At 62.6% G+C, this 12,936-nt stretch carries 15 protein-coding genes and 1 tRNA gene; 9 read left to right on the forward strand and 7 right to left on the reverse strand.

Annotated elements, in window-relative coordinates:
• Window positions 1–5: 5 nt before the first annotated feature.
• From M3P21_RS05610 to M3P21_RS05645, 8 genes are all read left to right on the forward strand, one after another.
• Complete coding sequence (locus M3P21_RS05610) at window positions 6–542, forward strand: YceD family protein (RefSeq protein ID WP_249707578.1); 537 nt, start codon at window positions 6–8, stop codon at window positions 540–542.
• A gap of 205 nt (window positions 543–747) precedes the next feature.
• A complete protein-coding gene (gene rpmF, locus M3P21_RS05615; RefSeq protein WP_249707580.1) occupies window positions 748–954 on the forward strand; it encodes a 50S ribosomal protein L32 in 207 nt (68 codons plus the stop codon).
• 18 nt (window positions 955–972) lie between these two features.
• Entirely contained in the window at window positions 973–2,085 is a 1,113-nt protein-coding gene (plsX, locus tag M3P21_RS05620) for a phosphate acyltransferase PlsX (RefSeq protein WP_249707581.1), read from the forward strand.
• A gap of 20 nt (window positions 2,086–2,105) precedes the next feature.
• Window positions 2,106–3,077 (forward strand): beta-ketoacyl-ACP synthase III, encoded by a 972-nt coding sequence (locus tag M3P21_RS05625; protein WP_249707582.1) that lies wholly within the window; start codon window positions 2,106–2,108, stop codon window positions 3,075–3,077.
• A gap of 97 nt (window positions 3,078–3,174) precedes the next feature.
• A complete protein-coding gene (gene ihfA, locus M3P21_RS05630) occupies window positions 3,175–3,480 on the forward strand; it encodes an integration host factor subunit alpha (protein ID WP_249707583.1) in 306 nt (101 codons plus the stop codon).
• 12 nt (window positions 3,481–3,492) lie between these two features.
• Window positions 3,493–4,128: a MerR family transcriptional regulator gene (locus M3P21_RS05635; protein ID WP_249707584.1), complete on the forward strand. Its 636-nt coding sequence runs from the start codon at window positions 3,493–3,495 to the stop codon at window positions 4,126–4,128.
• A 69-nt stretch (window positions 4,129–4,197) separates the two neighbouring features.
• Window positions 4,198–4,274 (forward strand) — tRNA-Pro (locus tag M3P21_RS05640).
• A gap of 58 nt (window positions 4,275–4,332) precedes the next feature.
• A complete protein-coding gene (locus M3P21_RS05645; RefSeq protein WP_249707585.1) occupies window positions 4,333–5,412 on the forward strand; it encodes a 2'-deoxycytidine 5'-triphosphate deaminase in 1,080 nt (359 codons plus the stop codon).
• A gap of 12 nt (window positions 5,413–5,424) precedes the next feature.
• On the opposite strand, the gene M3P21_RS05650 is transcribed toward M3P21_RS05645, so the two are convergent.
• The 6 genes from M3P21_RS05650 to argS all read right to left on the reverse strand — a co-directional run bounded on the left by M3P21_RS05650 (window position 5,425) and on the right by argS (window position 11,080).
• Complete coding sequence (locus M3P21_RS05650) at window positions 5,425–5,646, reverse strand: hypothetical protein (protein ID WP_249707586.1); 222 nt, start codon at window positions 5,644–5,646, stop codon at window positions 5,425–5,427.
• Between the two features lie 72 nt (window positions 5,647–5,718).
• Entirely contained in the window at window positions 5,719–6,324 is a 606-nt protein-coding gene (gene scpB, locus M3P21_RS05655) for an SMC-Scp complex subunit ScpB (RefSeq protein WP_249707753.1), read from the reverse strand.
• 46 nt (window positions 6,325–6,370) lie between these two features.
• Entirely contained in the window at window positions 6,371–7,165 is a 795-nt protein-coding gene (locus M3P21_RS05660; protein WP_249707587.1) for a segregation and condensation protein A, read from the reverse strand.
• The gene (gene nagZ / locus M3P21_RS05665; RefSeq protein ID WP_249707588.1) at window positions 7,155–8,162 is read right to left on the reverse strand and encodes a beta-N-acetylhexosaminidase; all 1,008 of its coding nucleotides are present in this window, start codon (window positions 8,160–8,162) and stop codon (window positions 7,155–7,157) included. The genes M3P21_RS05660 and nagZ overlap by 11 nt, the downstream gene beginning before the upstream one ends.
• Entirely contained in the window at window positions 8,159–9,238 is a 1,080-nt protein-coding gene (locus M3P21_RS05670) for an SPOR domain-containing protein (RefSeq protein WP_249707590.1), read from the reverse strand. The genes nagZ and M3P21_RS05670 overlap by 4 nt, the downstream gene beginning before the upstream one ends.
• Window positions 9,239–9,334: 96 nt before the next feature.
• Complete coding sequence (gene argS, locus M3P21_RS05675) at window positions 9,335–11,080, reverse strand: arginine--tRNA ligase (RefSeq protein ID WP_249707592.1); 1,746 nt, start codon at window positions 11,078–11,080, stop codon at window positions 9,335–9,337.
• Window positions 11,081–11,203: 123 nt separating this feature from the next.
• Between argS and M3P21_RS05680 the strand changes: the two genes are divergently transcribed.
• Window positions 11,204–11,740 (forward strand): hypothetical protein, encoded by a 537-nt coding sequence (locus M3P21_RS05680; RefSeq protein WP_249707594.1) that lies wholly within the window; start codon window positions 11,204–11,206, stop codon window positions 11,738–11,740.
• Window position 11,741: 1 nt separating this feature from the next.
• Here M3P21_RS05680 and M3P21_RS05685 read toward each other — a convergent pair whose 3' ends face one another.
• On the reverse strand, window positions 11,742–12,926 hold the full coding sequence (locus M3P21_RS05685) for a deoxyguanosinetriphosphate triphosphohydrolase (RefSeq protein ID WP_308445918.1): 1,185 nt from the start codon (window positions 12,924–12,926) through the stop codon (window positions 11,742–11,744).
• Window positions 12,927–12,936: the final 10 nt, after the last annotated feature.

Raw genomic sequence — 12,936 nt, forward strand, 5'->3', positions numbered from 1 at the left:
CCGTTATGTCGAAAGAGGATGTGTTGCGGGTCGCCGACCTGCCCCAGAACAGCCCGACCCAATTCAAGCTGCGCCCACCCGCGCCGGACCTGTCCCGGATCGCGGCGGATCTGGATCTGCTGGGCCTGCGCAAGCTGGAATTCTCGGGCGAAATTGCCGCGCAAGGTCACAAGGACTGGCGCCTCACGGCCAAGCTGGGTGCAACGGTGGTGCAGCCCTGCATCGCCACGCTGGAGCCGGTGACCACCCGCATCGATACACCTGTGCGCCGGATGTTCCTGACCGACTGGCAGGAACCCGACGCCTCGGAAGTGGAGATGCCCGAAGATGACGAAACCGAGCCATTGCCCGCCGAATTGGACCTGCAGCGGATCATGATCGAGTCGCTGGCGCTGGCGCTGCCGCTTTACCCGCGCAGCAAAGGTGCCGAAACCGGTGAAATGGTCTTTACCGAACCGGGCAAGGCACCTCTGACCGACGCGGATGTCAAACCCTTTTCCGGGCTGGCCGAATTACGTGACGCGCTGAAAAAAGACCAATGACAATGCAGCTTTGACATGTCATAGGAGGCGACCAGAAAAACCGCTTGAACATGGCGAGATTCGCAGTATTTTCGCGCGCTCATCGGATTTATGGTTGGACAATGCGGGGGCAACGCCCTAAACGCGCGTCACGCCACAAGAAACGTAGACTATAACCGGCCCTCCGGCATTGACCGCGGCCCTTAGCGAGACAAAGGTTGAGACAATGGCTGTCCAACAGAACAAAGTATCCAAATCGCGCCGCAACAATCGCCGCGCGCATGATGCGCTGGTTGCTGCAAACCCCAACGAATGTGGCAATTGCGGCGAATTGCGCCGTCCGCATCACGTGTGCCCGTCCTGCGGCCACTATGACGACCGCGAGGTTGTCGCTCAGGCCGACGAGATCGATCTGGACGAAGACGCGGCCTGAATGGTCGCTGACTGAGGCATGACGGCACAGCCCGATCAAACCGGATCACCCCCTGGACCAGCAACGGGGCGGATCATCATCTCGGTTGATGCGATGGGCGGCGATGCCGGTCCTTCGGTCGTTGTGGCGGGAATCGCCAAGTCTGCGGAAAAGAACCCCGAAATCGGGTTCATCCTGCACGGCCCGGAAGACACATTACGCAAGTTAGTTGCGAAACGGCGCGGCCTGGACGGTCGCGTCGAATTTCGTGATGCCCGCGATGTGGTCACCATGGACGACAAGCCCAGCCAGGTTGTCCGCAGCGGCAAGCAGACCTCGATGTGGTCGGCGCTGGAATCGGTACGCAATGGCGAGGCTGCCGGGGCGGTGTCCTGCGGCAATACCGGCGCGCTGATGGCGCTCAGCATGATTCGGCTGCGCAAGCTGCCGGGCGTGAACCGGCCGGCGATCGCGATCCTCTTCCCCTCCAGCAACCCGCAGGGGTTCAACGTGATGCTGGATGTGGGGGCAGATATTCGTGCCGATGCCCGCGATCTGCTGCAATATGCGTTGATGGGTGCTTCTTATGCCCGCAACGGCATGGAGCTTCCTCGCCCGCGCATCGGCTTGCTGAACGTGGGCACCGAAGAACATAAAGGCCGCGCCGAACTGAAAGAGGCGCATGCGCTGATTTCCGAATTTGCCGAGCGGTCCAATTTCGACTTCGCCGGCTTTGTCGAAGGCAGCGACATCACCGGCAATGCCGCAGATGTGATCGTGACCGACGGGTTCACCGGCAATGTGGCGATCAAGACCGGCGAAGGCACCGCCAGCATGGTGGGCGGGCTGCTGCGCGAGGCGTTCAAATACTCGATGCTGTCGCGGCTGGCCTCGGTTCTGGCGATCACCTCGCTCAACCGCCTGAAAAAACGCATCGATCCGCGCCGCGTGAACGGTGGCGTGTTCCTCGGGCTGAACGGCACGGTCATCAAATCGCACGGCTCGGCCGATGACACCGGCGTTTCAGCGGCGATCAAGCTGGCGTTCACCCTGGCGCAGTCCGGGTTTACGGAAAAACTGGCGGCACGGGTTGCATCCACTGGCGAGCTTACTCAAGATGTCGCTCACGCCAACGAGGCGCCAGACTCATAACAACAAACAACAGGTGACCCATGACAGGCCGTGCAGTCGTCAAAGGCATCGGACACTATTTGCCCGAGCGCATCGTGCCCAACGCCGAATTCGAAGCGACGCTGGACACCTCGGATGAGTGGATCCGCGCCCGCTCCGGCATCGAGCGGCGTCACTTTGCCGCCGAGGGCGAGAACACCTCGGATCTGGCAACCGCCGCCGCCCGCGCGGCTCTGGACGATGCCGGCCTCACCCCAGACGATATCGACGCGATCATCGTCGCCACCTCGACCCCGGACCTGACCTTTCCGTCTGCCGCCACAATGGTGCAGTCCAAGCTTGGGATGCGCCACGGCTTTGCCTTTGATCTGCAGGCGGTCTGTGCCGGTTTCATCTATGCGCTCTGCAATGCCACCGCGCTGATCCAGGCCGGTCAGGCCAAGCGCGTGCTGGTGATCGGCGCCGAGACATTCTCGCGGATCATGGACTGGACCGACCGCTCGACCTGCGTGCTGTTCGGAGACGGGGCCGGTGCCATCGTGCTGGAGTATCAGGACCAGCCCGGCGGCACGAGCGACCGGGGCATTCACGCGGTTGATCTGAATTCGGATGGCCGTTTCAAGGACCTGCTTTACGTGGATGGCGGCGTGTCGACCCAATCAACCGGCCATCTGCGCATGCAGGGCAACCAGGTCTTCCGCCACGCCATCGAAAAGCTGACCTCTGCTGCGGAAACCGCGCTTGAGAAGGCCGGATTCGAGGGCAAGGATGTGGACTGGATCGTGCCGCATCAGGCCAATATCCGCATCATCCAAGGAACAGCCAAGAAGATGGGCGTGCCGATGGAGAATGTGATCGTCACCCTGAAGGATCACGGCAACACATCCGCCGCCTCGATCCCGCTGGCCATGTCCGTGGGCAAGGCCCGTGGTCAGATCAAAGAGGGCGATCTGATCGTGACCGAGGCCATCGGCGGCGGTCTGGCCTGGGGGGCTGTTGTCCTGCGCTGGTGATCCGGCACAAACCAGCCAAGCCAAACGATTGAAATTCATTGATATTGACAGGGAAAATCCCTGCACCCTATGCTCGCGCAACAACAAGGGGATCAACATGGGCGACAAGACTCTGACAAGAATGGACCTGAGCGAAGCCGTTTTCCGCGAAGTCGGGCTGTCGCGCAACGAAAGCGCGCAATTGGTCGAGAGCCTTCTCAATCACATGTCGGACGCACTGGTGCGCGGTGAGCAGGTCAAAATCTCGTCCTTCGGCACGTTCAGCGTTCGGGACAAGTCAGCCCGGATCGGCCGCAATCCGAAGACCGGCGAAGAGGTTCCGATCCAGCCGCGCCGCGTGCTGACCTTCCGCCCCTCGCATCTGATGAAAGACCGGGTCGCCAACGGCAACCGCTCAACCTAGGACCCCCTGCTTATGGCAAAGTCTCGTGACGCGTTTCGCACCATCAGTGAAGTTGCGGACTGGTTGGGCGTGCAAGCCCATGTGCTGCGATTTTGGGAAAGCAAGTTCACCCATGTGAAACCGGTCAAACGCGCCGGTGGACGGCGCTACTACAGGCCCGCCGACATGCTTCTGCTGGGCGGGATCAAGCATCTGTTGCATGATGATGGAATGACCATCAAGGGCGTTCAGAAACTGCTGCGCGAACAGGGTGTCGCCCATGTGCAGGGGTTCTCGCAAGGCCTCGACGAAGCTGCGGCAGACGATGTGGGCGACAGCGCGAATGTGATCCGGTTCGAGAAACCTGCGCCCGAGGCGCAGCACCCGGCCCAGATCGACATGGACCTGCCGCCGACCCCCGCTCCGGAGGTGGTGCCAGAGAGCCCGGTGTCGGAAAGCCGCGAATCGCATCCCGCTGCCGCCACCCCTGCCCCCGCACCACGGATCATCGACCGCCCCGACCCGTCCCTTGAAGACGCGCTGTCCTGTGCGCCGGGACCGTTGTCGCGCCTTGCGCGCGTCGCCCGGATCAACCCCGTTCACTTGCCCGCCGCAGCGGCGATCGCACGGGATTTGCAAGGCTGGATCGACCGGCAGGCGTCGCGCTGAGACGGATAAGAAAAAGGCAATGATTTCCCCTTGCCCCTGCCCGCAAAACCTATATGAACACTCCAAAGTCGGGCTATGGCGCAGCCTGGTAGCGCGTCCGTCTGGGGGACGGAAGGTCGCAGGTTCGAGTCCTGCTAGCCCGACCAATTCATACCCTCGCTGCAAGACTGCACTCCGGCCCCAATGGGAATGGAGCAGTTTTGCATGACCGGTGTTTGCCCGAACCAACAAATCGAAGCCATGATCGCCGCAGGCGAAATCATCGCGCCCACGCCGATGCCCGAAGGGCAGATTCAGCCAGCCAGCCTTGATCTGCGACTGGGAACAGTGGCTTACCGCGTCCGCGCCTCGTTCCTCGCTGGCGAGGGACGTTCCGTGGCAGAGCGTCTGAGCGAGTTTGAGATGCACCGGATCGACCTGAGCCACGGTGCAGTGCTGGAAAAGGGCTGCGTCTATCTGGTACCGCTGATGGAATCGCTGGCCCTGCCCGCCGATATCAGCGCCGTGGCCAACGCCAAAAGCTCGACGGGGCGGCTCGATTTGCTGACCCGCACCATCACCGATGGCGGGGCCGAGTTCGACCGGGTGCCCGCAGGCTATAGCGGCCCGCTTTATGCCGAGATCTGCCCGCGTTCGTTTTCGGTACTGGTCCGGCCCGGCATGCGGCTCAACCAGATTCGCTTTCGCACCGGACAGGCGGTCCTGAGCGATGAACAGCTCAAATCCCTGCACGCCGACTCCCCTCTGGTCGATGGCGAGGTGGTGATTCAGGACGGGTTGGGCTTTTCGGTCGATCTGCGGCTGCCCGACACCGATCTGGTCGGCTACCGCGCCAAGCCCCATACCGGGGTCATCGATCTGGACCGGATCGGCTTTTATGACCCTGCGGAGTATTGGGAGGAAGTGCGCAGCAGCGATGGCCGCATCATCCTCGACCCCGGCGCGTTCTACATTCTGGTGAGTCGCGAGGCGGTGCATATCCCGCCCGACTACGCCGCCGAAATGGCGCCTTATCTTGCGATGGTGGGCGAGTTCCGGGTGCATTATGCCGGGTTTTTCGATCCCGGTTTCGGCCATGCTGCCGCAGGCGGATCAGGCTCGCGCGGGGTGCTGGAAGTGCGCTGTCACGAGGCGCCCTTCGTGCTGGAGCACGGGCAGGTCGTCGGACGGCTGGTTTATGAGCGCATGGGTGAGACGCCCTCGCAACTCTATGGCGCGGGCATCAGTTCGAATTATCAGGGTCAGGGTCTGAAACTGTCGAAACACTTCAAACCCACCGCCTAAGCCATTAACAAATCACAGCTTTGAGATACGCGACGCCATGCGCGCCGCGCGCTGTGCCTTGCGGGCCGTTTGTTTTTGCTGCCGCGTGGCTTGCGCATTGGGCGGTCCATCTTCTTGCGCGCCGGGGCGTTTGCCCTTTTTTGCCATCGCATCAATCCCGGCATCCACGCCCCGGAACACCACCCGCTGCATCACTCTGCGGATGATCATGTTCAGCAATCTCTCGACTTTCATTGTCACTGCCTCCTCACCTTGCCTCATCCGGATAGATAGCCCGGAATTGCGCCGTTTTGAGGGCCTGAGCCATCACTCTTCCTCGAACAGCTCGGACTGATCCTCGTCGGTCTCGCTCTCGTCGGCTCCCTCGCCAACCGGCATTGCACCCGGCGGCGGTCGGTTTTCAAGCAGGCCGGCGGCGCGCAGTTCCTTCAGACCCGGCAGATCGCGGGCGCTTTCCAGCCCGAAATGATCAAGGAATTCCGGCGTGACCACAAAGGTCACCGGGCGGCCCGGCGTCATGCGGCGGCGGCCCAGACGAATCCACTCCATCTCCAGCAACTGGTCGATGGTCCCACGCGACACCGACACGCCGCGGATTTCCTCGATCTCGGCCCGGGTGCAGGGCTGGTGATAGGCGATGATCGCCAATGTCTCGATCGCGGCCCGGCTGAGTTTGCGGGTCTCGACCGTTTCCTTCTGCATCAGAAAACCCAGATCGGGCGCGGTGCGAATGACCCAGGCCTCGCCCACCTGCACCACGCGCACGCCGCGCCCCTCATAGCGTTTGCGCAGCAGCTCCAGCGCCTGGGCGGCGTCGCTGCCATGGGGCATGCGGGTTTCCAGATCGCGCACGCTGACCGGATCGGGGCTGGCAAATAGCACCGCCTCGACCATGCGTTCCTGTTCCGCCATGGGCGGCGCGTCAAACAGGCTCTCGGCGGGGGCGTCCCGGGGGTCGTCAGTCACGTGTCTCAGTCCTCTTGCGCAGATGGATCGGCGCGAATGTGTCACTCTGGCGAATTTCCAGATGGCCTTCCTTTACCAGTTCCAGAGAGGCGGCAAAGGTCGAGGCGGTGGCAGAGCGGCGGCGCATCGGGTCCATTTCCCAGCCCTCAGGCAGATAGCTGGCCATCTCGGTCCAGCTACCGGCGAACCCGATCAACCCGCGCATCCGGTCCAGCGCCTGTTCCATGGTAAAGACCGACTCGCGGTCCATTACAAAGGGGCGGAATTCGTCACGGGTGCGGATGCGGGCATAACCCTGCATCAGGTCCAGCAGCGTCGCCGAATAGGTCACGGTCCTGAGCCGCGTCACATCCTCGCCCTGCCCGCGCCGGAAGAAATCGCGCCCCAGCTGATCGCGCGCCATCAGCCGCGCGGCCACATCGCGCATCGCCTGCAAGCGTTCCAACTGAAACGCCAGATGCGCGGCCAGTTCCTCGCCCGATGGCCCCTCATCCTCAGGGTCGGGGGGTAACAGCAGGCGGGATTTGAGGAAGGCCAGCCAGGCCGCCATGACCAGATAATCGGCCGCCAGTTCGATGCGCAGCTCCTTGGCGCGCTCAACAAACGTCAGATATTGACGCGCCAGTTCCAGCACCGAAATTTTACGCAAATCGACCTTTTGCGTGCGCGACAGGGTCAGCAGCACATCGAGCGGGCCTTCGAACCCGTCCACATCAATGATCAGCGCCTCGGCGGCCAGCCGTTCGGCAACTGAAATCGGATCTTCGGAACTGAGATTATCCACCATAGCCCTGCCCGCCAATGAGGCGGGAGTGTTCCGCCTCGGCGGCCTCGATGTCAAGCGGCTGCGGATCGTGGCGCTGCGCCATGGCCCGCTCGGCGCGGGTTTGCGCCACGGAACTCATCTCGCCAGCGGCCTCGGCCACGGCGGCGCGGTCCTCAAACGTTCCGTTGCAATGCAGAACCACATCACATCCGGCGGCGATGGCGCTTGTGGCCTTGTCAGCCACGCTGCCGCTAAGCGCCTTCATCGAGATATCATCGGTCATCAACAGCCCGTCAAAGCCGATCTGCGAGCGGATCAACGTGACCAGCGGCGCGGACACGGTGGCCGGGTCCGGCCCGACCCGGTCAAAGACCAGATGCGCGGTCATCCCCATCGGCAGATCGTTCAGCGCCCGGAACGGTGCAAAATCGCTATCGTCCAACAGATCGGTATCAATCGACACCGTCGGCAATTCGTGATGGGTATCCAGCGTGGCGCGGCCATGCCCCGGCATATGTTTCATCACCGGCAAGACGCCGCCCTCCAGCAACCCGTTTGCCACCGCGCGCCCGATGCGCGCCACCTGCGCCGGGTCGCCATCATAGAGCCGGTTGCGCAGAAACGGATGGGTGTCCGAAAAGGCCAGATCCAGCGTCGGTGCGCAGTTGCTGTCAATGCCAAGCGCGCGCAACTCCTGCGCAATCAGGCGATAGCGCAGATACATCGCGCGGTCCGCCTGCGCACCCGCCTGCGCCACCTCGTCCAGCGGCGGCAGCCAGTCGCGCGCCAAAGGCGGGCGCAGCCGCTGCACGCGGCCGCCCTCCTGATCGATTGTGATAAGGCAATCGCGCCCCACCGCCTCGCGAAAATCACCGCAGAGCGCGCGGACCTGACCGGCGCTGTCGATGTTGCGCCCAAACAGGATAAACCCAAACGGGTTTGTATCCCGGAACAGCGCCTTTTCCTCCGCCGTCAGCCGCAGCCCTTCGGCATCCTGAATGGTGGCGCCGAACCTCACCTGATGGTGACCGGGATGCAATCGACCCGTTCCGCGCCCAGAGTGGCACAGAACCGGCGCGCATCGCTCATGTCGCTGAAGCCCATGGCGCGCAACCGATAGAAGGTGCGCCCGTTGCTGGTCGCCTTCTGCACCACACGCTGTTTGTCCGACATGTAATCCGAGAACTGCCCCGACAGCCGATCCCATTCGGACCGCGCGATTTCAGGTGATTCAAAGGCCCCAAGCTGCGCCAGCCGCGTCCCGGCGGGAATTTCAGAGGCGTTAACCTCCAGCCCGGCAGCGCTTTCTACCGCAGCGTTGATCGCATCGTTGAGGCTGGCCTTGATCACTTTGCCCGAGGGGACCGCGCGCGCGGGCCGCATGATGGGTCGTGGCGAGCGCCTGACGCCCGGTGCCTCAAGCAGGTCCGGATCAGGCAGTTGCGCCACCAGATCGGCGGGGTCAATGGCAGGCAGCGGATCGGGCTGCGTGATAGCCGCCAGTTGTTCGTTGGGCGCATCGCCGGTCAGAACCGCGTTATGCACCATCGGCTGCACATCCTTGGTCAATTCGGCCACCAGCGCGTCAACGCTGCCCTGCTTGAAGGCGGCAACGGCGCCGTCGGTCACCGGCCTGGCTGTTTCAACTTCTTCCTGGCTCGGATTGATCTCGCCCATCGGGCCATCCTCTTCGGCCAGATCGACCGGGCGCGGGGCCAGAACCAGACGGTCGGGCGGCGGCGCGGCGGTGCCACGTGCGGCCACGTTGTTCACCGCCAGTCCCTGATGATCTGCACGTTGTCCGCCGGGGTTCTCAGGCTGAATGCGCATCGGCCCTTCGATGGCGCGCACCACCGGCACCCCGCTCACATCGCGCACCACCAGTTTCACGCCCCAGACGCCGATCCCCACAACCAGCGCCAGCGACCCAACCGCCCCCAGCATGCTGGCCATCCAGCTCAGCCTGCCACCCAGCGTCGGCCCGACCGTATCCATGCCGGTCTCGGGATAGTCGTCATAGTGGATTTCCTGACCATATTGGTCATACCGGGGGCCCTGCGGGTCATACTGCCCGCCACCATCAAAACTCGCCATTTCCGCCTCACTGCCCGTCACGCATAGCCTTTTGCGTTCAAGGATATCTTGTTTCTGCCTCAGGTCGTCTTTGGCCGGCGGTTCGGGCGGCTTGAGTTACCGCATCTCCTGCACCGGTGTGACGCCAAGAATACCGAGACCCGCTGAAATCACAACGGAAACAGCGCGCGCCAGCGCGATTTTGGACTGGCTTGTGGCAACATCGCCATCCTGGAGGAACCGCAGCTCGTGCAATTCGTTTCCGCGATTCCAGAGCGCATGGAAATCCCCGGCCAATTCATAGAGATAGAAGGCGATCCTGTGCGGCTCATTGGTGCGCGCGGCGATCTCGACCAGCCGTGGCCATTCGGCCAGTTTCCTGGCAACCGTCAGTTCAGCCTCATGCGAGATCTTGCTCAGATCCGCCCCCGTCAGGGTCGCATCATCGGCCGCCACACCCGCCTCGGCGGCGCGGCGCAGCACGCTCATCACACGGGCATGGGCGTATTGCACGTAGAAAACCGGGTTCTCGCGGCTCTGCTCCAGCACCTTGTCGAAATCGAAATCCAGCGGCGCGTCGTTCTTGCGGGTCAGCATCACGAAGCGGGTCACATCCGGTCCGACCTGATCGACCACATCGCGCAGGGTGACAAAATTCCCGGCCCGCTTGGACATCTTGAACGGCTCGCCATTCTTCCACAGTTTCACCAGTTGGCACAGCTTGATATCGAGCGACACCTGCCCCTCGCTCAGCGCCGACACAGCCGCCTTCATCCGTTTGACATAGCCGCCATGGTCGGCGCCGAACACGTCGATCAACGCGTCATATCCGCGTGTCACCTTGTCATAGTGATAGGCGATATCGGGCGCAAAATAGGTCCAGCTACCGTCCGATTTCTTGACCGGCCGGTCCACGTCATCGCCATGTTCGGTCGATTTGAACAGCGTCTGTTCGCGCGGCTCCCAGTCCTCGGGCTTCTTTCCCTTGGGCGGCTCCAGCACGCCTTCATAGATCAACCCCTTGGCGTCGAGACTGGCCAGCGCCTCTTCGATCCGCCCCGTGCCATAGAGCGATTTTTCCGAGAAAAACCGGTCCATTACAACACCAAGCTGCGCCAGATCGGCGCGGATCAGGTCCATCATCGCTTCGGTGGCATATTCGCGGATTTCAGCGAGCCAGAATTGCTCGTCCTTGCCAACATAAGCGTCGCCCACCTTTTCCTTCAGCGCCTGGCCGACCTCGACCAGATACTCGCCCGGATAGGTGCCATCGGGAAATTCAACCGCTTCGCCATGTGCTTCGAGGTAGCGCAGGTAAACCGACCGGGCCAGCACATCGACCTGCGCGCCGCCATCGTTGATGTAATATTCGCGGGTGACGTCATAGCCTGCGTAATCCAGCAAACCGGCCAGCGCATCGCCAAACACCGCGCCCCGGGTATGGCCCACATGCAGCGGTCCGGTCGGGTTGGCCGAAACATATTCCACATTGATCTTTTGGCCCTGCCCCATGGCGGATTTGCCAAAATCGGTGCCGCCTTGCAGAACCGCCGCCAGCACCGACTGCCAGACGACGGGCGCCAGCCGCATGTTAAGGAACCCCGGCCCGGCCACCTCGGCGCTGGTGATCCGCGCGTCCGCCGCCAGTTTTGCGGCAAGCGCTTCGGCAATGTCGCGTGGCTTCATCCTGGCCGGTTTCGCCAGAACCATCGCCGCGTTGGTCGCCATGTCGCCATGCGCCGCATCGCGCGGTGGTTCAACCGCCACGTTGTCAAAGCTCAGATCGCCGGGCAGCGCGCCCTCGGCCTGCATCTGCGTCAGCGCGTCCAGCACAAGGCTGCGGATTTCGGAGAATAGGTTCATGACGGGCGTCCTCTTGGTTGCGGGCGGTTTACCACGCAAGCCGCCAAGGTCAATGCGGGCGATCCCCGCTTGGATTCGCCCTGCAACCCTGTAGCCTGCCGAAATACCACAGGGAGTTTTGCGATGAAACGCATGATCATACTGGCTCTGGCGCTCTGCCTGCCCTTGATGGCACAGGCGCAGGGGCCGGTTCTGGTGACGCTGGGCGGCGATCTGGGCACATCCAATCTACCCGCGCGCGGTGAAAAAGACGGCGGTCTCTTCGGCTATCTTGAGATCACCTATGCCAACGGCATGGGCTTTGACGCCGCAGCCCTTGGTGCGCTACAGCAAAAGGAGCTGACCGTGCCCTTTGGTCCTCCCGGTCAGGAGGTCGACCGCGCCATGAGCGGCCCGCGTCTGGCTGATGTCATGGCACAGGCCGGGGCAACCGGAAAAACCGCCGTTCCCGTCGCGCTGGATGGGTATCGCGCTGAAATCCCTTGGCAACAGATCGAACGGTTCGAGCCGATCCTGGCCACCCATGCTGACCAGAAACCGCTGGCTCTGGGCGGATACGGCCCATCGGTGGTGATCTTTCCCGCTGTCGAAGACCCGGCAATGGCAGAAGAACTGGGCAACCTGCAGGTCTGGGCCGTGTCCTATATCGGGATCGAATAGGTTACAGTCGCGCCGGATCAGCCCCGGTCAGTCGTGCGTGATCCTGTACCGCAAAACGGTCGGTCATGCCCGAGACATAATCCGACACGATCCGCGCCAGTGCCGTCTCATTCGGCGCAGCGTCGATCTCCGCGTGCCAACCCTTGGGCATCTGATGCGGATCATTCAGATAGATCGGAAAGAGTTCCTCCACGATTTCCGAGACTTCCGCGCGTTTCTTCATGACGCTGGGTGCGCGGTACATCCGCGTGAACAGGAAGGCCCGGATCTCTTTCAGATCGCGCCACAACGCATCGGAAAAGGCAATCACGGGATGATCCAGCGCGCGAATATCCTCGACGCAAGCAGCACCGCTCGCTGCCAGCAGCGTCTGCGAGGTTTCGATCACATCCGATACCATCACCCCAAACACCCGGCGCAGCGCCTCATGGCGGCGGCGCTTGGCCTCCAACCCCGGCCAAAGCTGGTCCACCTCGGCGTAACAGGCCCCTATGATCGGAAGCGATGCAATGTCTGCATCCGCAAAGAGCCCGGCGCGCAGCCCGTCATGCAGGTCGTGATTGTTATACGCGACATCGTCGGCCAAGGCCGCCACCTGCGCCTCGGCGCTGGCATGTGTGTGAAGCTCCAGATCGAACGCCGCGTTGCATTCGGCCAGCGCCCAAGGGAGTTCGCCCAACACAGGACCGTTATGTTTCGCAATGGCTTCAAGGGTTTCCCAGGTCAGGTTCAACCCGTCAAACGCCGCATAATGCCGTTCCAGCCGGGTCACGATCCGGATCGCCTGCGCGTTGTGGTCGAACCCGCCATAAGGCGCCATCAGCGCGTGCAGCGCGTCCTCTCCGGTGTGGCCAAAGGGTGTGTGGCCCAGATCATGGGCCAACGCCACCGCCTCGGTCAGTTCCGTATTCAGCCCGAGCGTTCCGGCAATGGTGCGCGCCACCTGCGCCACTTCAATCGTATGGGTCAGCCGCGTGCGGTAATTGTCGCCCTCATGTTCGACAAAGACCTGTGTCTTGTGTTTCAGCCGCCGAAAGGCGCTGGCGTGGATGATCCGGTCGCGATCACGCTGGAAGCACGAGCGAAAACTGCTTTCCTCTTCCGCAACCAGCCTGCCCCGCGCCTTTGCCGGGTCCGAGGCGAAACCTGCCCGTTCCATGCGTCCTGTCCTTGTCGCCTGCGTCAAGGCTTTCTAT

It is taken from the genome of Ruegeria spongiae, assembly GCF_023502395.1.
Lineage (GTDB): Bacteria > Pseudomonadota > Alphaproteobacteria > Rhodobacterales > Rhodobacteraceae > Ruegeria_C > Ruegeria_C spongiae.

Bases quoted from the DNA above. Each gene is read 5' to 3' on its own strand.
- M3P21_RS05610 (WP_249707578.1), top strand. From the start codon at position 6: ATGTCGAAAGAGGATGTGTTGCGGGTCGCCGACCTGCCCCAGAACAGC.
- rpmF (WP_249707580.1), top strand. From the start codon at position 748: ATGGCTGTCCAACAGAACAAAGTATCCAAATCGCGCCGCAACAATCGC.
- plsX (WP_249707581.1), top strand. From the start codon at position 973: ATGACGGCACAGCCCGATCAAACCGGATCACCCCCTGGACCAGCAACG.
- M3P21_RS05625 (WP_249707582.1), top strand. From the start codon at position 2,106: ATGACAGGCCGTGCAGTCGTCAAAGGCATCGGACACTATTTGCCCGAG.
- ihfA (WP_249707583.1), top strand. From the start codon at position 3,175: ATGGGCGACAAGACTCTGACAAGAATGGACCTGAGCGAAGCCGTTTTC.
- M3P21_RS05635 (WP_249707584.1), top strand. From the start codon at position 3,493: ATGGCAAAGTCTCGTGACGCGTTTCGCACCATCAGTGAAGTTGCGGAC.
- M3P21_RS05645 (WP_249707585.1), top strand. From the start codon at position 4,333: ATGACCGGTGTTTGCCCGAACCAACAAATCGAAGCCATGATCGCCGCA.
- M3P21_RS05650 (WP_249707586.1), bottom strand. From the start codon at position 5,646: ATGAAAGTCGAGAGATTGCTGAACATGATCATCCGCAGAGTGATGCAG.
- scpB (WP_249707753.1), bottom strand. From the start codon at position 6,324: ATGGCGGAACAGGAACGCATGGTCGAGGCGGTGCTATTTGCCAGCCCC.
- M3P21_RS05660 (WP_249707587.1), bottom strand. From the start codon at position 7,165: ATGGTGGATAATCTCAGTTCCGAAGATCCGATTTCAGTTGCCGAACGG.
- M3P21_RS05670 (WP_249707590.1), bottom strand. From the start codon at position 9,238: ATGGCGAGTTTTGATGGTGGCGGGCAGTATGACCCGCAGGGCCCCCGG.
- argS (WP_249707592.1), bottom strand. From the start codon at position 11,080: ATGAACCTATTCTCCGAAATCCGCAGCCTTGTGCTGGACGCGCTGACG.
- M3P21_RS05680 (WP_249707594.1), top strand. From the start codon at position 11,204: ATGAAACGCATGATCATACTGGCTCTGGCGCTCTGCCTGCCCTTGATG.